The sequence below is a fragment of the Arachnia propionica genome (assembly GCF_900637725.1).
GTDB classification, from domain to species: domain Bacteria; phylum Actinomycetota; class Actinomycetes; order Propionibacteriales; family Propionibacteriaceae; genus Arachnia; species Arachnia propionica.
This window is the reverse complement of record NZ_LR134406.1, coordinates 972,231-994,483: the sequence shown is the minus strand read 5'-3', so window position 1 is coordinate 994,483 and position 22,253 is coordinate 972,231. Positions and strand designations below refer to the sequence as shown.

Below are 22,253 nucleotides of genomic sequence, written 5' to 3'. Positions count from 1 at the left end.
CCTGAAAAGCTGGTTCTGAACAAACGTTAGCGTTGACAACACAACTCTGGTCGCTGTGTGGGCATCCTCGCGCGGGAATCGCCGCGGCCTCGGGGCTCGCGGCGATTCCCGCGCTGGAAAGGCGCGGCTCAGCCGTACAGCGGGCCGAACTGGGCGCAGGCGCGGTAGTCCGCGCCCTCCGGGTCGGCGGTTCCGAAGCCGAGCCAGTTCTTTGGCCGGAAGACCTGTGCGGTGGGAACGTTGTGCATGTTGACGGGGATGCGCAGCATGGATGCCAGCGTGATGAGGCGGGCCCCGATGTGGCCGTAGCTGATCGCACCGTGGTTGGCCCCCCAGGCGTTCATCACGTCGTAGACGGAGGTGAACGGGCCCTCGCCGGTCAGGTTCGGCACGAACCAGGTGGTGGGCCAGGTGCGGTCGGTGCGGTTCTCGATGACGGTTGCGACCTCGTCGGGCAGCTCCACGGTCCAGCCCTCGGCGATCTGGAGCACGGGACCGAGTCCATCCACCAGGTTGATGCGGCACATCGTGACGGGCACGTCGCCGGCGGAACGGAAGTGGGTGGACATGCCTCCGCCGGGGAAGTACTCGTAGGTGGCCGGGTGGAAGGTGGTGCCCTCCAGCATGGCCTTCTGGTCCTCCTCAGTGACTTCCCACCAGGGTTTGATGACGTGCTGGCCCTCGCGCACCGCGGCGAAGGTGCCGTCGAGGGTGGTGGACCCGGAGTTGCGCAGGTCGATGACGCCGCCGGCGGCCCGGCCCTCGAGCCTGTGCCCGGTGACGCGTTCGACGGATTCGGCGCTCCAGTAGGTACGCACGTCACTGAACAGCTGGGAGGTGTTGGTGAGCAGGTGGTTGAAGAGCATCGAGGCGCCATTGAGGGAGTCGTTCTCGGTGGCCAGGATGTGGGGTGCGCGGGTGCCGTTCCAGTCGAAGGTGGTATTGAGGATGGTCTCCATCAGGTCGCCGTTTGGGAACCCGTCGGTCCACTGCCGCTGCCCCTGGAAACCGGCGGCGATGGCACCTCGCCCGAGCGCCTCCTCACCCCAGCCCTTCTCCGCGAGCCGGGGATTGCCTGCCATGAGGTCGCGGGCGATGAGGGTCATCTTGACCGAGTAGGCCCACCAGTCGTCGTGCCGCTCGGGTTTCTGGTTGTGCGGCGGGTTGAAGTCCTCGCCCTGGCGGAAGTTCTCCCTCACCCAGGCCAGCGCCCTCTCGTACTCCTCGACGTCGTAGATCTCCTCGTTCACGCGGCGAGCGAACTCGCTCATGTCGATGTACTCGTTGCGCATGCCCAGGTACTTGGTCCAGAACTCGTCTTTGACCACGGAGCCCGCGATGCCCATCGAGACCGCCCCCATGGACAGGTAGGAGCGTCCCTTCATCTGGGCGACGGCGAGGCCGCAGACGGCGTAGTCGAGCAGCCGCTGCCGCACCTCTTCAGGGATGGTCTCGTCGTCGGCGTCCTGCACGTGCTCGCCGTAGATGCCGAAGGCGGGGATACCCAGCTGGGTGTGGCCGGCCAGTGCTGCGGCCAAGTAGACCGCGCCGGGACGCTCTGAGCCGTTGAAGCCCCAGATGGCGTGCGGGATGGTGCGGTCCATGTCGATGGTCTCGGTTCCATACGCCCAGCAGGGGGTCACGGACAGCGTGAGGCCGACGTTCTCTCGGCGGAACTTCTCGGCGGTGGCCTGCGCCTCGGCCACCCCGCCGATCGTGGAGTCGGCGATGACACACTCGACGGGGTTGCCGTCGATGTAGCGCAGCTCCGCCTCGTACAGGGCGGCGACGCGCCTGGCCATGTTCATGGTCTGGTCCTCGAGGCTCTCGCGGACCCCGCGGCGCCGGCCGTCGATGATGGGACGGATGCCGATCTTCGGATGGTTCGTCATGAATTGTTCCTTAAACTTCGATTGTGGTTACCGGGCTTGATCAATTCCGGTGTCCCGAAGCTGGCGGTTTCGAGACGCGGGAATCGGTCAAATGGGAGGTTCCCGCCGGGCGGGTCAGTACCCGCCCGGCGGAGACGGGGGATCACTCGTAGAGGTTGGGTTTGATGCTGGGATCGTCGATGTTGGTCTTGTCGTACCAGGCGAACCCGGAGTCGATGGTCTTGGGCAGGTCCTTGCCGTTGACCGCGAGGATGGCTGCCTTGACGGTCTCGTAGCCGATCTTCACCGGCGACTGGGTGACGGCCCCGGCCTGGGTGCCGGCCTTGATGGCCTCGATCTGGGTTTTCCCGGAGTCGAACCCGACGACGGTGACCTTGGCACCGGACTCGTTGGCGCCCTGGATGGCGCCGGTGGCGGCGGCCTCGTTGGAACCGTAGATGCCCGCGATGTCGGGGTTGGCCTGGATCATCGACTTGGAGGTGTTGGCGGCCAGGCCGACCTCACCCGCGACCTGCTCGGGCAGCAGGGTGATGCCGGGGGCGTTGGCCTTGATGTACTCCTTGAAGCCGTCGCAGCGCTGCTTGCCGGTCTGCGAGGTCTGGTCGTGGCAGATCAGGCCGATCTTGCCCTTGCCGCCCACCAGCTCGATCATGTGTTTGGCCGCCTCGGCCGCCGCCGCGTTGTTGTCGGTCTGGACGGTGGACAGCGGAATGTCGGAGTCCACACCGGAGTCGAAGGCGACCACCGGGATGTTCGCGGCCTTGATCTTTCCGAGCAGGTCGGCGGCGGCACCGGAGTCGAGGGCGGCGAAACCGATGGCCGCGGGCTTGGAGTCGAGGGCGGTCTGGAGCTGGTTGAGCTGTTCCGTGACGGCCTGCTCGTTCTCGGGACCGACGAACTCGACCTTGTAGCCGAACTTCTTGCCGGCGTCCTCGGCGCCTTCCTTCACCGCCTGCCAGAAGCGGTGCTGGAAGCCCTTGGAGACCAGGTAGATGGTCTTGGTGTTGTCGCCCTTGGGGACATCGCTGTCGGCGACCGCGGTGGCCGCGGCGGTGGACGACTTGTCGGCCGTCTTGCTGGCCTCTCCGTTGCTGGAGGTGGAGGTGGTGCAGGCCGAGAGCCCGAGCGCCAGGACGGACGCGAGAGCGACGGCGGGACGCAGAAGACGCATGGTCTTTCCTTTCGAGTCAGGGGCTTCGATGCCCCGGCAGAGAGGGTTTTCAGGACCCTCGGATTATTCAGTTGTGGTTCAGTTGTGAGGGAAGATTTCCGGTTCGCTGTTCAGACCGCGGCCGCGCGGCGGCGCCGGACGTTGTCCACGAACACCGCGATGAGCACGACGATGCCGGTGACGACGAGCTGCCATTCCTGGGCGACCCCCATCATCTGCATGCCCTTGCGGAGGGTTTCCATGATCAGGGCACCCACGACCGTGCCGAGAATGTTGGCGCGGCCACCGGCCAGGGACGTGCCGCCAATGACGACGGCCGCAATCACGTACAGCTCGAAGCCGACGCCCTCGGATGGCTGGACGAACCCGAAACGCGCCGAGTAGAGAATGGCGCCGAGCGCCACGAAGATGCCCGCGACGACGTAGACCAGGGTTTTCCAGAGCTTGATGTTGACGCCGCTGAGGCGGGTGGCCTCCTCGTTGGAGCCGATGGCCAGGGCGTAGCGCCCCAGGAGGGTCTTGTTGAGCAGCACGCTGGCGATGATCGCGAGGATGATGAACAGCGGGATGGCGTTGGCGACGCCGGGAATCAATTCACCGGCGGCGAGCCATTTGTAGTCGGGGTTCTTGATGGAGATCGTCGACTTGTTGGTCAGCACCAGCGCGAGCCCGCGGGCGGCCATCATCATGGCCAGGGTCGCGATGAACGGCGGCAGCCCCAGGAAGGAGATGTTCACACCGTTGACGAGACCAAGCAGCGCACCCACCAGGAGGATCAGCATCAGACCCCCACCGAGTGGAAGGTTCATCCAGTCCCCCGAGAGGAAGATTCCCGCAAAGACCGCCACCAGCGTCATGCCGGTCCCGGAGCTCAGGTCGATGCCGGAGGTGGCGATGACGAAAGTGGCTCCCAGCGCCATCACCCCGATGTATGCGGACTGCTGGATGATGTCCAGGGCCACCCCGAACTGGGCGAAGTTGGGTGCCGCGAAGCAGAAGAAGAGGTAGATGATCGCGAGGGCCGCGAACACGAAGATCTGCTGCAGGGAAGATTTCGCGATCCGGAGGACCGGATTCGGCGCCGCCACCACCTCGGCGGTCCCGCTGTTGTTGCTCACGCTGCGTTTCCTTTCAGCTGCGCCTTGCCGACGGTGGCAAGTTCCATGATGTTCTCCTGGGTGGCCTCCTCGTTGTCGAGGAAACCGGTGATGTGACCGTGCGCCATCACCGCGATCCGGTGGCTCATCCGCAGCACCTCGGGCAGTTCCGAGGAGATCATGAGGATGGCCTTGCCCTGACCGCAGAGCTGTTCCAGCAGCTCGTAGATCTCTTCCTTCGCGCCGACGTCGATACCGCGGGTGGGTTCGTCGAAGATGAGGACTTCGCAGTTGCGGATCAGCCACTTGGCTATGACCACCTTCTGCTGGTTGCCGCCCGACAGCTTGCCGAGCAGCTGGTTGACCGACGGGGTTTTGACCCGCAGCCTCCTGCTGTACTCTTCACCGACGGTGCGGATCCTGCCGTCGAGGATGAAGCCCCCGATGTTGAAGTCCTTCATCGCCGCCATCACGGCGTTTTGTTTGATGTCCTGTTCCAGGAGCAGGCCGAACTGTTTGCGGTCCTCGGACAGGTAGCCGATGCCGTTTCGCACGCCGTCCGCCGCGGTGTTGATCGCCACCTTCCTGCCGTGGATCCAGATCTCGCCCGCGGTGCGCGGATCGGCACCGAAGACGCAGCGGGCCACCTCCGTGCGCCCGGCCCCCATGAGTCCGGCGAAACCGAGGATCTCGCCCTTGCGGATCTCGAAACTGATGTCGTGCAGCAGTTTCTTGGTAGCCAGCCCCTCCACCTTCAGCACCACCTCATCGGAGGTCACTTCGGTGCGCGGCCGGGCATCGGAGGAGACCTCGCGGCCGACCATCATGGAGATGATCTCGCGCATCTCGACTTCCTTCGTGGTCACGGTGCCGATGTACTGGCCGTCGCGCAGCACCGAGACGCGGTCAGTGATCTCCTCGATCTCCGGCATCCGGTGGGAGATGTAGATCAGCCCGGTCTCGGGGGTGATGAAGTCGCGGATCATCCCGAACAGCGCCTCGGTTTCGCCGACAGTCAGGGCGGCCGTGGGTTCATCCATCACGAGGATGCGGGAGTTGTAGGACAGCGCCCGAGCGATCTCGACCATCTGCTGACGGGCCACGGAGAGATCCCCGATCCGGGCGGCCGGGTCGAGGTTCATCCCGAGGCGCTCGAAGAGTTCGGCGGCCTCACGGTTCAGTTTGGAGTCGTTGATCCAGCCCGCCCTGTGGCTGCCCTGACGGCCGAGGTACAGGTTCTGCGCCACGGTCAGGTCGGGGACCATGTTCAATTCCTGGTGGATGATGGACAGGCCCAGTTCCCGGGCGTGGTTCACGCCACCCACCACGACCTGTCTGCCCTCGAGCCAGATCTCGCCCCCGGGGTCGGCGGTGTAGATGCCGGTGAGGATCTTCATCAACGTCGACTTTCCCGCGCCGTTCTCGCCGCACAGGCCGAGCACCTCTCCAGCCTCGAGATCGAGGTTGACGTTTTGCAGCGCCTTGACCCCGGGGAAGGTCTTGCTGATGTTCTTCAGCTCAAGCAGCTTCGTCACTTGCACTCCTTCGTGTCCTGATCCGCCGAGCTCCGCGAAGGTGTCCGCTCCGGCGGATGTTAACGCTAGCACCACTTCCGCGGGACACGTCAAGTGCGTTATGAAACGGTTATCAGTTTTTCTTGAAACCCCTAGTCAGAGCCACATGGCAACGCTGCCATCAATGCTCTTCCCAGCGGCGTCCCCAGGAGTGCTGGTTCTTTCCTCCCCCATGGCGGCACCGGGCATGAAAAACCGGGTGGCCGCCCCTGGGGGGACGACCACCCGGCCCGGTGTCGTTGTGGATCAGGCGTGGGTGCCTGCGGAACGCAGGTACTCGCAGGCCTCGACGACCCGCTTGGCCATGCCCGCCTCGGCGGCCTTGCCCCAGGCGCGCGGATCGTACTGCTTCTTGTTGCCGACCTCGCCGTCAACCTTCAGCACGCCGTCGTAGTTGCGGAGCATGTGATCCGCGACGGGACGGGTGAAGGCGTACTGGGTGTCGGTGTCGATGTTCATCTTCACCACGCCGAAGTCCACGGCGTCCGAGATCTCCTGCGGGCTGGAACCGGATCCGCCGTGGAAGACAAGGTCGAACGGGCGCTCCTTGCCGTGCTTGGCACCGACGGCGTCCTGGATCTCCTTCAGCACCTCCGGACGCAGCTTCACCGCTCCGGGCTTGTACACGCCGTGCACGTTCCCGAAGGTCAGGGCCGTCATGTAACGGCCCTTCTCGCCCAGGCCGAGCACCTCGACGGTGCGCAGGCCGTCGGCGACGGTGGTGTAGAGCTTCTCGTTGATCTCAGCGGAGACGCCGTCCTCCTCACCGCCGACGACACCGACCTCGATCTCGAGGATGATGTTCGCCTTGGCGCAGCGGCTCAGCAACTCGTCGGCGATGGTCAGGTTCTCCTCCATCGGCACCGCGGAACCGTCCCACATGTGCGACTGGAACAGCGGGAGCTGGCCGTTCTTCACGCGCTCCTCGGAGATGGCCAGCAACGGACGCACGAAGCTGTCCAGCTTGTCCTTGGGGCAGTGGTCAGTGTGGAGTGCGACGTTGATGGGGTAGTTCTTCGCGACCTCCTGGGCGAAAGCGGCGAAGGCGGATGCGCCCGCGACCTTGTCCTTGATCGTGGGACCGGAGAAGTACTCGGCGCCACCCGTGGAGACCTGGATGATGCCGTCGGAACCGGCCTCGGCGAAGCCCTGCAGGGCGGCGTTCAGCGTCTGGGAGGAGCTGACGTTGATGGCCGGGTAGGCGAACCTGCCTTCCTTGGCCCGATCAATCATCTGGGCGTAGACCTCAGGAGTTGCAACTGGCATGATGCCTCTTTTCGTACTGAGACTAGGAACGGGCCCAGCCTATCGCGCAACGCCCTGCCGGGGGAGCCCCGGCAGGCCAACGCTCAGAGCAGCCGGTCCATGTCCGAGGCGTCCACCCCGATCCTTCCCATGGACCTGGCCCTGGCAGCCGAGTCGATGGCCCCGGGCATGGCGTCCAGGAAACTGACAGGGATGCTCGCCACCTCTCGGCCCGAGACCTCCAACCGCAGCCGCGGACCTGCTCCCCACCTCCGCCCGGAGATCTTCAGGGCCGTGATCTCGGCCCAGCGGGCACGCACCTGTTCCGGATGGACGAACTCCACCCCGGTGCCGTCGATGTAGAGCGCCGCCCCCTGGCCCAAGGAGGCCAAGTCCTGTTTCGCGCGTTTGAGGGAAACCACCGTGGCGACGATGCGAACCAGCGTAGGCACCGCCCAGATCACCGCGAGGGCAGGGAGGCTCCAGGATGGAAGGGCCCCCTGCACGGCCTGCCTGGCGTCCTCCGGCAGGAACACCGGGCCCAGCCACACCAGCAGCAGGACCGCACCGAAAACCAGCGCGAAGATCACCTGGAGGCGAAGCACGGAACGCTGCCTGGCGATGCGCGCGGCCGTGGGGGCCGGGGTCAGGGCTACCGCGAATCTCTCTGCAGGGGTCATGGCGTTCATGCTAGAGGCTCCACGACCGGGTGCTGGAGGGCCCAGTGGTACATGGCGATGGCGGCCGCCGCCCCCGCGTTCAGGGATCGGGTGGAGCCTCGTTGGGTGATGGCGACGAGCCGGGTGCAACCCGCCACCACCCCAGGGGTCAGGCCGGGTCCCTCCGAACCGAAGACCAGACAGACGTCACGGGGCAGGGCGGCGGTTTCCAGCGGAACCGACCCGGGCAGGTTGTCCACCCCGACCGCCTCGATGCCCCGTTCCCCCAACCAGCCGAACAGCGACTCCTCGGTTTCGTGGTGGTGGACGTGGAGGTAGCGGTCGGTGACCATGGCGCCCCGCCGGTTCCAGCGTCGTTTCCCGATGATGTGGACCCCGCCGACGTTGAAGGCGTTCGCCGTGCGCACGATGGAACCGATGTTGAAGTCGTGTTCCCAGTTCTGAATGGCCACGTGCAACCCCGACCGGTTGAGATCGAGATCAGCGACAATAGCCTCGAGTTTCCAGTAGCGGTAGCGGTCGATGACGTTGCGCCGGTCCCCGCCGGCCAGCAGCTCTGGGTCCAGCCGGTCGTCGGAGGGCCAGGGCGGTGGATGGGGCCCAACTCCCACGACCGGGGCCGCGGGATCGTCCACGCCGGGACTCACCGCCGCTTCAGACGCCGGTCGACCCACACGATACCGACCACGACGACGGCGCCGGCCAGGGCGAGGCCGACCGGTACCGGCCAGTCGAGCCCCGGGGCCAAGGGCCTGCCATCGGGTCCCCAGGGCACCAACGCCCTCAGCGACCCGAGCAGCAGACCCGACATGACGGCCATGGTGGCGGCGTGTTTGTGTTCCAGCAGCCAGTTGAGCCCCTTGACGAACAGACCCAGCCCGACAGCAGCCCCGGCGGCGAAAATCACGATGTAGAGCATGTTGCGGCTCTGCACCGCTTGGAGTGTGGAGCTGTAGAGCCCGAGGGTGAGCAGCACGAAGGAACCCGAGATGCCGGGGAGGACCAGGGCACAGATGGCCAGGGCAGCAGCCCCGAAAACCATCCAATAGGCAGGTTCCGTGACGGTTTCTTCTTGTCCCCCCAACCCCGTCAACAGGAACGCCGCCACAGCAGCGGCCAGGAACAGGCCGCCCAGTCCCAGTCGCTGACCCGCGGTACGCAGGTCTTCACGGCGAATGCCGAGCGCAGGAACGACCACGGAGGCCAACACCATGCCGAGGAACAGCGATTTGGCCAGCTGGGGGGTCTCCCCCACGAACGCTTTCATGACCCCCGCCATGGCCACCACCACGATGGCCATGCCCAGCAGGGCGGGGATCACGATGCCCCAGCGAACCTTCCTGAGCTCAACGCCCGCCTCGGAGAACTTGCCGGTCACCACGCGTTTCACCGCGCTGACCACGTGGCTGGCCGAGTTGATGAGCGGCTCGTAGATGCCCGATATCAGGGCGATCGTACCTCCCGAGACGCCGGGCACCAGCTCGGCGAGGCCGATCAGCATTCCCCTGACAAGGTTGGCAACAGCGGTTGTTGGGTTGAAGCGCCCAGCGGCGCGCCTCGGGTTTTGCATCAGGCTCCTTCTCGCGACCGACCCGGCGGACAACGTTAGCGTCAGTTGCCGTTCAGCGCGATCAGGCTCCTGCGGGGGGCTGTCCGAAGTTGACCGTCGGGGCCTGCCGGACCGTCGGGTCATTGACCTCGAAGTAGGTGGCGCGCTCGAACTTGCCCATTCCAGCGATGATGTTGGTGGGCACCGATTCGATGCGGGTGTTGTAGTCGCGCACGTTCGCGTTGTAGAAGCGACGGCTGGCAGCGATCCTGTCCTCGGTGTCGGCGAGTTCGCGCTGCAACTCCAGGTAGTTGGTGTTCGACTTCAGGTTGGGGTAGGACTCGACGGAAACCATCAGGCCACGAACCGCCTCGGTCAAGGCGGACTCGGCAGCTGCGCGCTGCTCGTTGGGTGCTCCCTGCACTTGGGCCGCGAGGGCCATCGCGTTCTGGCGAAGGCTCGTGACCTTCTCCAGGACACCTCTCTCGTGGGAGGCGTAACCGCGAACCGTCTCGACGAGGTTCGGAATGAGGTCGTAGCGGCGGTTCAGTTCCACATCGATCTGCCGCCAGGACTCCTGGATGACGTTGCGCGCCTTCACCAGACTGTTATAGGCGGAAACGCCCCACAGGATTGCCACGAGAACCAGGATCAACAGGATCCCGATGAGGCTCAACAGCATTGACATGAACTCAGCTCCTTAGAAAGTTCGGCTCACGACAACGGTAGCGCCTCGGAGGTCCTCGGGCCCACGTCCCGGGGTCACGACGCCATCGGGGGGACCGGTCAGAGACCGAGCTCTTCCAACCCGATGGCGTAGCGGTATTCCAGGCCTGCCTCGGCGACGCGTTCCGCCGCCCCGGTTGCACGGTCCACGACCACGGCCACGGCAACCACCTCACCGCCCGCCCGGCGCACGGCCTCCACCGCGGTCAGGGCCGATCCGCCCGTCGTCGAGGTGTCCTCCACCACGAGCACCCGCCGCCCCGTGACATCGGTGCCCTCGATGCGGCGCTGCAGGCCGTGGGACTTGGCCTCCTTGCGCACCACGAAGGCGTCCAGCCGGCCCCCCGCGGCGGCCCTGGCGTGAAGCATTGCGGTGGCCACCGGATCGGCTCCCAGGGTCAGTCCCCCGACCGCGTCGAAGTCCAGGTCGGCCACCAGCTCCGACATGACCCGCCCCACCAGCGGCGAGGCCGCCCCGTCCAGGGTCACACGGCGCATGTCGACGTAGTAGTCGGCCTCCTTCCCGGAGGCCAAGGTCACGCGGCCGCGCACGACGGCCAGTTCCTTGACGGCACGGATCAGGTCTTCACGATCAGTCATCTCGGCTCCTGTGATCTCACACCCACCGCGGGCTCGGGGTCGCCGTCCATTGTCCCATCACGAGAACCACAGCTTGCTGCCGGAGGGCGGCGGCGAGTCCTGCATGTCCGCATCCGTGAACGGTTCCGCGCCCCCGATCCAGCTTCTCAGTTCCCGTCCCTCGATCCAGCGGTACGGGCAGGGTTGTTTCGCGCTGTCGCGGCGCAGACCGGTCACGTCCACCCGGGTCCCGGACGCGGCCAGCAGCAGGTTCCCGAACCGGCGTCCCTTCCACACCGCGGGCTCGGTCCCGACCAGCAGGTGACGCCAGCGCTCCGCAAGCCCCGCGGCAAATCGTCTGGTCCACCCAAAGGGTGAGGAATCGGTCACGTTGCAGATCACCATCCGCCTGCCCCTGCCCAGCCTCGCCAGTTCGTCCAGGAACTCGGCGGCGACCAGCTCGCCCGGCACCCGGGCGCCGTCGAAGGCGTCGAGCACCACCAGGTCGGCGTAGTCCGGGGGCATGGCGGCCACCCCGGAGCGGCCGTCGACGTCACGCACCTTGATGCCGCTGCGCGGCGGCAGAGGCAGTTTCCGCCGGACCTCCTCGGTCAGCCCGGCGTCGGGTTCGCACACGATCTGCGCCGTCCCCGGCCGCCGCCAGGCGATCCAACGCGGAATGCTGAGTCCCGCCCCTCCGATGTGGATCACCCGGATTCGTTCGCCCTGTCCGACATCGGCAAGGCCGTGTTCGAAAAGCAACGAGACCTGGACGACATACTCGAAGAGGAGAAGATCCGGGCGGGCCGGATCCACCCAGGACTGGGACGTCTCCCCGAACACCACGCGGAAGGCCCCCGGATGTTGAGGATCTGGCACCAGCGGCATGACCCGATTATCCCAGGACCTTCTGCCCGGCCCCGCCTGAAATCCCCGGCCGGGCGCCTGATAAGGATGAAACACCACCCAATTCGCGGGAAGGAGCCAGCAGCATGAGAGAAGCACTCAGGCCTCCCCCAAGGCCTTCTCTTCGTCTCGCTGACCGCTCGTTCACAGATGAGGCCACCCTGGCCGAGGCCCTGCGCAAGGGCGGGCCGAAGATGCACGCGGAGCTGGCCGATAACCTTCCCGAACTCGTGGAGTGGGCGTGGACCGGGCCCCGGGGAGATCCCGTCCGCAAGGCCGTGGCCCGTTTCCGGCTGCTGAGCCAGGAGGCGGGAGCCGCCCTTCTGGCCGCGGTGCTCGCGGGAGACGGCAGGAGCATCGTGCGCGGCCTGGATTTCTCGTCGACGGCCCACAACGAACTCGCCGATGCCGATCCCGGCCTGGTCCAGAACCTGTTCCGGGGAGACGCCCTGGCCCAGTTGGGCCGGTTCACGCGCAACGAAAACCTGCTCCGTCTCGCCCATTCCTGGCGCATCCTGGCCGAGAAGGCCATCGCGGCGCTGCCCTCCGGGCTGGGCGAGAAACGGGAGGCCACCGTCCGCGCCATTCAACTGTTCACGTGGCGCCTGACCTGCAGGCCCGGGCTCGATTCGGCCCTGAAACAAGAATACCTGAACGCCCTTCGACACCATCCGGGAACGCCGGAGGCGCCCTGGGTACAGGAGCTGGCGGATCCCCAGCGAATCACCAAAGCGCGCGCCGTCGCCCTCATCGCGGCCCTGCAGGAGACCACCCCGGAGCCGGACGGGAAACCAGCGCGGCCGGCGAAACGGAAATCCCGGTCCGATCCCTCGCAGCCTCCCCCGGCGGACATTCCCCCGAGGCTGCTGGCGGTGTTGGTGAGCATCTGTTCCGGGTTCGTCCTCATGCTTCTGTGGTCGCTGTGGGGAAGGGCCCTGTACGAGAACACCCAGGACGTGGATGTGCAACGGTGGTGGCTGTATCCCTTCTGCCAAGCGGTGGCCACGGTGGTTGCCGCCATCCTGGCTGGTGTGTTCGGCAGCACCCCGCGGTTCAGCCCGTGGGCCGCCACCACCCTGCAGACCTTGGCGCTGCTGGGAGGTTTCCTGGCCACCGGGAAGCCACAAACCGGGACGCCGCCGGCCGTCTCGACCCCCTCCTTGGCGGAGATCGCCCTGGCCCCGGGCATCGGCTGCCTGCTGGTGCTGCTCCACGGTCTGCTGGCGGTGGCCCTGCCCGCCCCGTCCCCGCAGCGGATCCACCGAACCGGGAAACGCCGTCTCCTGCTGTGGCTGGCGGTGGGCCTGCCGGGCGCGGTCGTCGCCGCCGGCTGGGCGAGCACCACCCTTCAGATCTTGGCCGGGGACGGCATGTGGCCGGCGGTGATCACGGCGGGTTCCGTCTTCGCCTGGTGGGTGCTGCCGGTCTTCGTCGTCAACTGGCTCGTGCTACCCCTGCCCCAGTTCCGCTGGTGGGTTCCGGTGCTGATCGGTCTGCCGGGCGCGGTGTTCGGGATCCTGATGCCAGGCTGGGTGGGCGGCCGGGACCCGTTGCTGTGGCTCACCGGTCTCCTGTGCCGGGGCGGTCCGGATTGCGCCCCTTGGCCGTTCATCGCCACGCTCCTGCTGCCACCGTGGTGGCCCTTCCTCCTGGCCGGTGTGCTCCACGCCGCCGTTGCAGGCATCGCCGGGCTGGCGGTCATCAGCCGCCGCGAGGACCTGACCCCGTTCCAGGACATCCCCGGTTGAGGAACCACCCGCGTCCCGCCCCGGTAGGATGTGGGCCACGCCGCCCGGATGTCAGGAACGCACGCAGGTCTGCACCGGTTCCGAAACCTGCCCCTTGGCGCGCCGCAGCACGATCTTCACGCAGGTCTGTTCCCCCTTCAAGGGAAGGATGATACTGGGTTCGTCAACGCTGTGGCGGGCTTCGGACTCGGGTGCGCCAACCACCTCCACCAGGTAGGAGTCGGCGGGTTGCGGGTCCGGATTGGTCCAGGTGAACTTGATCTCCTGGCCGGTCACCCTGCCGGATGCGTCGACCACCGCCGGAACCGTCTTGGTGCCCCGGTCGTTGCCCCCCTGGGATTCCTGGGCCCCGGGGCCGATCACGCCGTTGAACCACAGCACCCCGAAGGTCACCGCGGTGACGATCACCGTGATCCCCGTCAACAGCAGGGTGAACTGCTTGCGCTTCCTCTTCTTCTTCCTGCGCGCCTTCTCGGCCTCGTCGGATTTGTTCACCTCCGAGCTCTTTGGCTCGGGCACGGGAAGTCCCTCGACGTGCCGGAGTCCCGCCTGGGCGAAACCATGCCCGCGCAGCAGCACCCCCGGTCCCGGGGCCCCCGTTGACATTCCCGGAGGGGTGGGGTCGAAGGCCGGGCTCATCGTGTCGTGGAAGGTGTAGCCGCCCGTCAGCGACGACATCCCCATCGTGTATCCGGCAGTCAGCATCGACCCGGAGTCCCCAAGCAGCCAGCCGGAATCAATGCTTCCCGGTTCCCGGTGCTCGGTGCCATAGGCGGTGTGGTCCTCGGATTCGGTCAGGACGTCGACCGGCGTCACGGGCACCCCCATGGAGGCCTGGACGGCCTGGATCGCACGCGCGAACTCCAGAGCCGAGCTGTAGCGCCGCGCCGGGTGCGCGGCCATCGCGGTCCCCAGCACCTGCTCCAGCATCTCGGGCACGTCGGGGCGGCCCGTCCGGGGAGCCACGAAGGAACGGGCCCTTTCGCGCAAGGCGTGACGTTCGTTGTCGCCGCCCGGCACCGCGAGCGGGCTGCGCCCCACCAGCATCGCCCATGTGGTGGCAGCCAACGAGAACACGTCGCTCCAGGGCCCCGCCTCCAGCGGCGAGTCGGGGTGCATCTCGGAGGGAGCCCACAGGGGGCTCAGCGCGTTGGCCGCCGCGGAGAAGTCATGGGAGGCCGAGATCCCGAAATCGGTCAGGGCCGGACGTTGGAAACCGGTGAATAGGATGTTCGCGGGTTTGATGTCGCGATGGAGGATGTCCTGCCGGTGCACGGTTTCCACGGCACCCGCCAGCTGCACCGTGTACTCCATCGCCAAAGTGGTCGCCAGGACCCGGTTCGCCACCCGGATCCCCAGGTGGGCCGTGGAACACTCCTCCATCACCAGGAAGGGCCGGCCGTCGGCGGACAGGCCCGAGCTGTGGATGGTGACGATGTTCGGGTGACCCGACAACCGGGCCATCAGCACCGCCTCCGCGGCGAACGCGTTGAAGGTGGCCTCGTTGACGGTCTGGTGCAGTACCTTCACGGCCACCCCGCGCCCGAGCGAATCACGGTAGCGGAAGACGTCAGCGAAGCCACCGCCACCGAGCCACTCGATGAAGGTGAATCCCGGTATTTCGGGAGGAGTTGTTCGCTGTGCCATCAAGGAATCCGATCAAGATGTAGGAGCAGGTCGTGACCCAGGTCGATCACGTCTCCAGGCAGCAGGGTAATGGGCCTTTGGGGCAAGCGCACGGGCGGTTTGGCCCTGCGTCGCACACAGGTGCCGTTTCGGCTGGCCAGGTCCAGCGCCAGGACACGCCAGCCGTCCAGCAGGATCGCCAGGTGATTACCGGAAACGTGCCGGTACTGCAGGGCCAGCAGTTTCGGGGGTTCCGGCAGACAGAGTGCGTCCGCGCTGGGATGCCGGCCGATGATCATGGACTCGAGCAGCGGAATGGGTTCGACGTGCGGCACCTTCAGCCAGCCGAGCTGGGGGCGCTCAGTGCTGCGTGGTTCCCCCGTCACCGGTTCGCCGCACACGAAACAGCGGGACCTCTCCCGCGGGTTCGGATGTCCCGCCGTGCAGAACCGGGCAACCACCTCGGTCGTCTCGGGGCGGCGGGGTCTGCTGTCCTCCGATGCGTCGGAGAGGGTGTCGCCCATCAGCAACTCCTCATCGCTGGGGACCGCGGGGCCGTGTTTGGGCGCGGGTGTGTCCTCCTCAAGCACCGGTCCGTCCTCCGGGATGGCCGGTTCCCCCGGTTCGTCGACGGCCCGGTGTTCCCGGGGCAACTCCCCGAATCCCACGCCGTCGGCCAGGACGACGCCCCCCACCAAGGGACTCGACGGCTCCACGACCCGCCCCATGTGAAGCGCCGTCACCCCAGAGACGACCCGCTCCGCCCAGGTGGCGACCCCCTCGCCGCGGAGCGGTTCGTTTCCGGCCGGGCTCACGATCTTCACGGTCAGGGCGCCGCGCACCGCCAGATGCCATCGATCGCCGTCCGCGATGGCGGCGGAGAACGGCGGCAGTTTCAAAAGCCCCGCCCCGGTGCTCTCCGAAAGGGTCCTGATGAAAACCCCGAGTTCTGATTTCTCCCGCAGCCTGGAGAACAACAACTCCGCGACGGGCAACCCCACGCTGGGTGAGAGCAGCGCGAACCCGCCCTGCCAGGCGACAGCGATCCACCGCCCCTCACTCCATCGCAGCACGCCATCGAACGCCATCAATTGCCCTCCGGATCAGGAATGGTGTCCCCGTGAATCCATGAGACTGTTTCCCCCTCCCCCTCGTCAAGCGACACGACGTCATCCGCTTCGCCAATCTCTCGGGCCGCCACTACGTCTCGTCCTTCACCGGGAAATCGGAGACCCCGCCGGGCAGGTGCCCCGGTTCTCGGAACATGTCGTCCCCGGATGGGTGGCGACTGTGATTCACGTCGTCAGCCGGGGCCCTGTCAGGACACCAGTCTAAGTGTGCGCCCCCCGAAGTGCACCAGATCACCCTCCGAGAGCCGCCAGGGTTCGTGGGTCGGGATCCGGGTGCGTTCCCGGTCGGTCTCGATGTAGACGCCGTTGGTGGCCCCGATGTCGATCACCTGGACGTGGCCGCAGACGGGTCGCAGCACCATGTGGGTCTTGGACAGTCTCATGGTCTCGTCGGTGACCCGCACCGAACGCGCATCGGGGTAGGCGTCGGGGGCGAGCGGGTTGCGTCCCAGCACCAGTGGCCCGTCGACCTTGATCCGAAGGCCGTCGTCCAGGACCACCTCGGGAATCACCTCCGGCTCCTCGTCCGCAACCGTCTTGTCCTGCACCAGGGACGGGGCCCTCGCCGCACGGACCGCCGGAGCCGGCCTTGCCGCCGGCGGTTCGGCCGGGCTGATCGTCGTGGCGCGGGCTGGCGAGACGGGAGGAAACACCGGAGAGGCCGAGGTCGCCGCCCAGGAACCGACCGGAGGCTGGAACACCGAGGCCTGCGACGGGCTCGTCGGCGAGGGCGGTGGGAACGGCGAGGGCGACGGGAAGGGCCGCGGAGTGAAGGGACTCGGAGGACGAACCGGTTCCGCGGCACGCGTCGGGGCGGCCCCGGCCTCCGGGTCCGGCCCCGTCTGCGACATCCCGGCAGAAATGCCACGCGCCGGGGCGGGTATCGGCCAATCGACGTCCGCCTCGGAGGCCGGGGAGGGCACCGAAGCGGCGGGAACCCGGTCAGGCGAGGACATCACGGGTTCGGAGGAAACCGGGTCCGCGGTGGGCGGGTAGGCGGGAACCCCTGCGGGTTGGATCCCGGGATCGGGCGCATCCAGGCCGGAGAATTCCGAGGGCCGTTGCATCTCGAATCCCGGGGTTTCCGTTCCGCCGGTGCCCGCACCGACCGCAACCGGCTGCGGCATCCTCACCTGCGGCCTGGGAGCCGTGGACCGGGATGCAGGACCACCGTAGGCGGGGGGCGCGAACGCCGATTCCGGGGTCACCCGCTGGGCCGGGGCACTGAACGGGGAGACCGCATACGCCTCCACGGGCTGCGGCATCGCGGCCCCGCCACCCACCGCGACGGCCTGGGCAACGGGCTCGGGGGGAACCGGATCGGCCTGGGCGGAAGTCTTCTTGTCGACGGCCACCAGGTTGAACGCCCTGTCCAGCCAGTGCTGACCATCCCTGTAGGTGAAGTAGTAGGAGATCGTCCCCAGCAGCAGGGTGACGCACTCGAAGATCACCTGGACCAAGAACTTGGCCAGCATCATCGAGCCCTTCGGCTGGTTGGTGTGGCTGTCGACGAAACGGTACCCGAGGAGTTTTCCTCCAAACGACGTGGACCCCAGGAGCGCCGCGGCAAGACTGAGGACGAGAACCACACCCCCCAGGATCATCCCTCCCAGGCTCAGGGCCGCGGTCAACTCCCCGGAGCCGAGGAAGGTCCCGCTGACCACGAGCAGGGAAGAAATCAGCAACCCCACCACCCAGAGCAGGTGTCCGATCACCCTGCGGCCGACGCCGACAGGTGTGGCCTTGTTGCCGCCGAACTGTCCAGGCATCATTCTCTCCTCATTTCTTCGGTTCTCCGGTGGAATCTTCGTTCCTCCCCGAGCGGTCACTCGCCTGCGGTTTCCGGGAACGCCGCTCCGTTTCCACTCCCACCCGCCGAAGCGATTTGAGGGAGAAGAAGACGGCGGGCCGAGCGTACCAAGGCTTCGTGGCCAAAAGTGAACTCTTGAGTTCCCCCCCCTGCTTCCAGACCGAGTCACGGACCTCCGTTTCGGGCTCCTCCGGTCCGAAAACGGAGGAATCCACCTGATCCGCCATGGATCTGATGGGCAGATCCGGGTAACCCTCCTGGAGATCGTCGGCGGATTCCCTGCGCGTGTGGTTCATGACCGCCACGAAGCCCAGATCCCTGGCGCGGTCCACCACCTCGTCCCAGGCCCCGGCCACCTGGTCCGCGACCTCGCCCTTCTTGCGCCGCCTGGCAGCCCGCCGTCCCTTGAGGATCGCGATGACGATCAGTGGGGACAGCAGAAGCAGGACACCACCGGCGCTGGCGGCGATCACGATGGCCACCTGCACCCAGTCCGGGGGCTGATCCTTCGGGTCGTCGAAGTCCACCTCCTGCTGGTCGGCGACGACGGTCTCGTCCTCGACGTGCTCCGGAGGGGTCGGTGGTGGATCGACGCGGGGTTTCGGTTTCGGTTTGGGCTGGGGATTCTCGGAGTTCGGCACCCGGTTGCGATCCGGTGTGGGATCGAAATTGACCCAGCCAGCGCCCTCCAGGAAGGCCTCGACCCACACGTGGGCCTCGGTGCCACGCACCTGCCACCCGCTGCCCACATCGGCATCGGAGGCAGGGTAGAAACCCATCACGACCCGGGTCGGGATGCCCAGCTGCGTGGCCATCAGAGCCATGGATGCAGCGTACTGCTCATCGTCACCAACCCACTGTTCCTGGTTGAACATGTAGGCCAACCGCTCAGCGGTGTGCCCTGCCCTGGAACGGTTGTCGGATCCGTCCGAGTAGAAACCCTCCGTCCGGAGTTTCTGCTCGATCATCGACAGCTGCTCGTAGGCGCTGGTCGCCCCCTGGGTCCAGTCCGTGGCGTTCTTGACCAGCACCTCGGGCACCCGGTCCACCCGCGCCAGGGGCGCCGCGCCGCCGCGGACGCCCTTCAAGCCCTCCCGCTGGGATTCACCGAAGGGAAGGATCACCACACCTGTGATCCGCAACATGCTGCCGTCGCCGATCCGGGCCGTGGTGAGCGTCTGCTTGGTGTTGCGGTTGAAGTACAGCCCGCGCGCCTGCCTGGTGGCCTGTTCCCCCTCGAACTCGATACGGGACGGTTCCCCGAAGCTCGGCACCCAGACGTCGTCGTAGGCCTGCGCCGTGATCTCCGAGACCTGGGTGGCGACCTCCGGTTGCCACGGCAGTTCCCGCCCCACCCGCAGGTACTCCCCGATGTTCTGGGAGACGTTGAACACCACGCCGTTCCACTCGTCCATCACGGCAAGCCGGAGCCTTCCCCCTGCGGGCATCCCTGCGACCTGGAACAGCACGTCGTTCTTCTGGTTGAGCTCGTACAACCGGTATTTGGTCAACGGGCTCGGGTACTCCTGGAGTTTCAGGGGCGGGGCCACCTGGTCGCGCAGCACCTGCCGGTGGACGTCGTTGCCGATGACCACGTTCACCCCGAGCGCAGTCCCGGACGCGAGAGCGATCACCAGCATCGCCGAGAGCCCCTGCCAGGTGCGACGGGACAGGCCACGGGGCTGGCGCACGAGGAACTCCGCGTTCGCAGCCCCCATCCGGCTGATCCTGTGGGCCGCGCTCCACAGGAGCAGACCGGCCCCGAGCGCCGCTCCCAGCCACAGGGCCGTCGGGGCCTGCCGGATGCCGAAGGCGATCCCCAGGGCCAGCCAGAGCGTCGGCAGCAGCATCGGCCACACCACGGCCCGCGTGAACCTGACGATCCCCACCAGCGCGGCGGAGAACAGGATCCCGCCAAGCAGGGGCGCAGCCTGGGGACCCGAGAGATCCCCCGCGGGAGTGGCCACCGTCAGGATGTCGTACCAGCCCTGATAGGTGAGTTGCATCAGCCGGGCGAGAGTGGTGAGGCTGGGGACGAAACCGTTGATCGTGGTCTCCGGAAGCGCCAGCGGCCCCCCCAGGAGCAGGTAGAACACGAGGATCGCGAAGAACCACAGGGCCGCGCTCCACCGGAACCGTGCGGCCAGCAGGGGAACCAGGGCCCCCGCCGTGATCCCGGCCAGAGCAGGCAGGTATCCGGGGGTCCCGCCGAAAACCGGCTGGAAGGCCACCACCCCGGGCAGCAGCAGCAACCAGGCCCCGGCGACCCGGGACAGGGAGAAGGTTCCCTCGCGTCTCATGCCAGGCTCCCGACCGCGGGACGCAGGTCGTCCAGTTGCGGGATGTCCAGGACAACCAGGTCCCCCACCCTGCGTCTGGCCAGTTCCTCACCCCCCAAGCACCTGACCGCGAACGGGAACACCCCCGGCGGCAGGGCGAGCTGCGACGAGCGCAGCACCGCCGGGCTGGGGCTCCCCGTGACGAAGGCCGCCACGGAAATCCCCGGCATGGAACCGTGCTTGACCGCCAGTTCCCGCAACTCGTGTCCCTTGTCATCCAACTCCACCCCGGAGAGCCGGTCCAGCAGGCCCATCGCGTTCGGAAAGGGAACCTCCCCTTTCGATGTGCAGAGGGTGACCTGTTTCTCCTCTCGCAGCGCAGCGACCCCCAGGGAACCCACCACGGAAACGGCGAGTTCGAAATCCTCCGGGGATGCGTAGTCGCCGGGGAGGGTGGACAGCAGGATCAGCAGGTGGGCCCTCATGGTCTCCTCGAACTGCCGGACCATCAGCTTGCCCGTCCGGGCCGTCGTGCGCCAGTGCACGGATCTGCGGTCGTCTCCCGGGACGTATTCCCGCAGCGCGTGGAATGAGACATCCGAGGAAGAGAGGTTCTGCGTCGCGATCCCCTCGATGTCCCGCAGGAAACCGATCGTCCGGGTCTCCAGCGGCACCACACGCGGATGGACGAACAACTCGCTCACATCCGAGAGCACCTTCTTGCGGCTCACGGCAGCAAGCGGATCCGTCATGGCGGATCGCACCGGCCCCAGCAGAATCACCCCGCGGCGCCGGGCGGGAATCGAGAAGGGTTCCTCATGCACCTGGCCGGGGCCGAGTGCCGGCACCCGGAAGGAAGCGACCTCCCCGTTCACGGGGAACTCCAGGGTGGCCGAACCGGATGACCTGCCCGGCTCGGAACGCACCTGCACATTCCCCCTAGCCTCGTCGCCCACCTGGACCCTGGGGCGTTGCAACTCGAACAGCACCTCGTGTTCCCGTCTCCCCAACACCGACAGTACCGCCACGACCATCACCACGACACACATCACGGACAGGGCGCGGAACTCCAGCCAGCCGAGCCACCAACCCGGGATCCCGGTCACCACGATCCCGATGAGCAGGGCCCAGCCCAGCGCGGTGACGGACGCGACAAGACGGGAACGCGAGATGCGCCGCAGGACCCGGATCAGACCGGGCCTCCGGGAAACGGTTGCGGTGGCGACGGGTTCTGGCACGGGTCCCACTCAGGCGTTCATCCGGTTCGTGGGGGCCTCCACGGATGCGAGCACCCGGGCAATCACGTCGGTCGGCTGCACACCGGCGAACTCCGCCTCGGGCGACATGATCAGCCGGTGCGTCCAAACCGGCGCAGCCAACTCCTTCACGTCGTCGGGCAGCACGTAGTTGCGGCCGTGGGCGGCCGCCCACACCCGGGCCGCCCGAACCATGGCGATCGCCCCACGGGTGGAGACCCCCATCGATGTGTCCTCGTCCTCCCGCGTGGCCTCCACCAGCCGCTGCGCGTAGTGCAGTACCGAGTTGTCGACGTAGTTGTCCTTGACGGACTCGATCATCTCCGCCACCGCCTGCTGTGCGAGCACGGGGTTGAGCCGCTTGGAACGGTCGGGCTGGGAGGAACCGGCGAGCACGTGAATGGCTGCCTCCGTGTCGGGATAGCCGACGGAGGTCTTCATCAGGAAACGGTCGAGCTGCGCCTCGGGCAGCCGGTAGGTACCTGCCTGTTCCACGGGATTCTGGGTTGCGATGACCATGAACGGGCGCTCCGTCGGGTAACGCTGGCCGTCCACCGTTACCTGCGACTCCTCCATCACCTCCAGCAGCGCCGACTGGGTTTTCGGGGAGGCGCGGTTGATCTCGTCGGCCAGCACGATCGAACTGAAGATGGGTCCGTGGTGAAAGGTCCAACGCGAGGTGGCCTGGTCGTACATGGTGATGCCCGTGATGTCGGAGGGCAGCAGGTCCGGGGTGAACTGGATCCGGTTGTGGCTACCATGAACCGAAGCGGCGATCGCCCTTGCCAGAGCGGTTTTACCGGTGCCCGGCGCGTCCTCGAGAAGCAGATGCCCCTCGGCCAGCATGCAGGTCAACGCAAGGCGGATCACCGGGGCCTTGCCGAGCAGCGCCTGCCCGACGTTGTCGGTCAGCCGCGCGAAGGTGTCCGCGAAAAACGCGGCCTGTTCCGGGTTCATGGTCATCTTGGGTCAATCACCTTTGTTT

18 protein-coding genes are annotated in these 22,253 nt (G+C 66.9%); 1 reads left to right on the top strand and 17 read right to left on the bottom strand.

Features of this window, described 5'->3' with window-relative positions:
* Window positions 1–128: 128 nt before the first annotated feature.
* From EL272_RS04305 to EL272_RS04255, 11 genes are all read right to left on the bottom strand, one after another.
* Window positions 129–1,892: an L-fucose isomerase gene (locus EL272_RS04305; protein ID WP_061787779.1), complete on the bottom strand. Its 1,764-nt coding sequence runs from the start codon at window positions 1,890–1,892 to the stop codon at window positions 129–131.
* Between the two features lie 142 nt (window positions 1,893–2,034).
* Window positions 2,035–3,063 carry an ABC transporter substrate-binding protein gene (locus EL272_RS04300; RefSeq protein ID WP_014845997.1) on the bottom strand — a complete coding sequence of 343 codons (1,029 nt, stop codon included), beginning with the start codon at window positions 3,061–3,063 and terminating at the stop codon, window positions 2,035–2,037.
* A 110-nt stretch (window positions 3,064–3,173) separates the two neighbouring features.
* Window positions 3,174–4,181: an ABC transporter permease gene (locus EL272_RS04295; protein ID WP_014845996.1), complete on the bottom strand. Its 1,008-nt coding sequence runs from the start codon at window positions 4,179–4,181 to the stop codon at window positions 3,174–3,176.
* Window positions 4,178–5,695, bottom strand: a complete 1,518-nt coding sequence (locus EL272_RS04290) for a sugar ABC transporter ATP-binding protein (protein WP_061787780.1) — start codon at window positions 5,693–5,695, stop codon at window positions 4,178–4,180. The genes EL272_RS04295 and EL272_RS04290 overlap by 4 nt, the downstream gene beginning before the upstream one ends.
* A gap of 285 nt (window positions 5,696–5,980) precedes the next feature.
* Window positions 5,981–7,000 carry a class II fructose-bisphosphate aldolase gene (gene fbaA, locus EL272_RS04285; RefSeq protein ID WP_014845994.1) on the bottom strand — a complete coding sequence of 340 codons (1,020 nt, stop codon included), beginning with the start codon at window positions 6,998–7,000 and terminating at the stop codon, window positions 5,981–5,983.
* Between the two features lie 83 nt (window positions 7,001–7,083).
* The gene (locus EL272_RS04280; protein ID WP_126409349.1) at window positions 7,084–7,659 is read right to left on the bottom strand and encodes a hypothetical protein; all 576 of its coding nucleotides are present in this window, start codon (window positions 7,657–7,659) and stop codon (window positions 7,084–7,086) included.
* Between the two features lie 5 nt (window positions 7,660–7,664).
* Window positions 7,665–8,306, bottom strand: coding sequence for a TrmH family RNA methyltransferase (locus EL272_RS04275; RefSeq protein WP_244926112.1), 642 nt, complete (start codon window positions 8,304–8,306; stop codon window positions 7,665–7,667).
* Window positions 8,303–9,160 carry a DUF368 domain-containing protein gene (locus tag EL272_RS04270; RefSeq protein WP_197720294.1) on the bottom strand — a complete coding sequence of 286 codons (858 nt, stop codon included), beginning with the start codon at window positions 9,158–9,160 and terminating at the stop codon, window positions 8,303–8,305. The genes EL272_RS04275 and EL272_RS04270 overlap by 4 nt, the downstream gene beginning before the upstream one ends.
* Before the next feature lie 130 nt (window positions 9,161–9,290).
* Complete coding sequence (locus EL272_RS04265) at window positions 9,291–9,896, bottom strand: LemA family protein (protein WP_014845990.1); 606 nt, start codon at window positions 9,894–9,896, stop codon at window positions 9,291–9,293.
* Window positions 9,897–9,994: 98 nt separating this feature from the next.
* Window positions 9,995–10,534, bottom strand: coding sequence for an orotate phosphoribosyltransferase (gene pyrE / locus EL272_RS04260; RefSeq protein WP_014845989.1), 540 nt, complete (start codon window positions 10,532–10,534; stop codon window positions 9,995–9,997).
* A gap of 57 nt (window positions 10,535–10,591) precedes the next feature.
* Window positions 10,592–11,401, bottom strand: coding sequence for a spermidine synthase (locus EL272_RS04255; RefSeq protein ID WP_014845988.1), 810 nt, complete (start codon window positions 11,399–11,401; stop codon window positions 10,592–10,594).
* A 104-nt stretch (window positions 11,402–11,505) separates the two neighbouring features.
* On the opposite strand from EL272_RS04255, the gene EL272_RS04250 reads away from it, so the two are divergent.
* Window positions 11,506–13,167 carry a hypothetical protein gene (locus EL272_RS04250; RefSeq protein WP_061787784.1) on the top strand — a complete coding sequence of 554 codons (1,662 nt, stop codon included), beginning with the start codon at window positions 11,506–11,508 and terminating at the stop codon, window positions 13,165–13,167.
* A 51-nt stretch (window positions 13,168–13,218) separates the two neighbouring features.
* Here EL272_RS04250 and EL272_RS04245 read toward each other — a convergent pair whose 3' ends face one another.
* The 6 genes from EL272_RS04245 to EL272_RS04220 form a co-directional block, all read right to left on the bottom strand.
* A complete protein-coding gene (locus EL272_RS04245; protein WP_014845986.1) occupies window positions 13,219–14,814 on the bottom strand; it encodes a serine/threonine-protein kinase in 1,596 nt (531 codons plus the stop codon).
* Window positions 14,814–15,881 (bottom strand): FHA domain-containing protein, encoded by a 1,068-nt coding sequence (locus EL272_RS04240; RefSeq protein ID WP_014845985.1) that lies wholly within the window; start codon window positions 15,879–15,881, stop codon window positions 14,814–14,816. The genes EL272_RS04245 and EL272_RS04240 overlap by 1 nt, the downstream gene beginning before the upstream one ends.
* 230 nt (window positions 15,882–16,111) lie before the next feature.
* Window positions 16,112–17,692 (bottom strand): FHA domain-containing protein, encoded by a 1,581-nt coding sequence (locus tag EL272_RS15880; RefSeq protein ID WP_126409346.1) that lies wholly within the window; start codon window positions 17,690–17,692, stop codon window positions 16,112–16,114.
* A 10-nt stretch (window positions 17,693–17,702) separates the two neighbouring features.
* On the bottom strand, window positions 17,703–20,033 hold the full coding sequence (locus EL272_RS04230) for a transglutaminase-like domain-containing protein (protein ID WP_061787786.1): 2,331 nt from the start codon (window positions 20,031–20,033) through the stop codon (window positions 17,703–17,705).
* Complete coding sequence (locus EL272_RS04225) at window positions 20,030–21,250, bottom strand: DUF58 domain-containing protein (RefSeq protein ID WP_073970076.1); 1,221 nt, start codon at window positions 21,248–21,250, stop codon at window positions 20,030–20,032. Before EL272_RS04225 ends, EL272_RS04230 begins: the two co-directional genes overlap by 4 nt.
* 9 nt (window positions 21,251–21,259) lie before the next feature.
* Window positions 21,260–22,231: an AAA family ATPase gene (locus EL272_RS04220; protein WP_014845983.1), complete on the bottom strand. Its 972-nt coding sequence runs from the start codon at window positions 22,229–22,231 to the stop codon at window positions 21,260–21,262.
* Window positions 22,232–22,253: the final 22 nt, after the last annotated feature.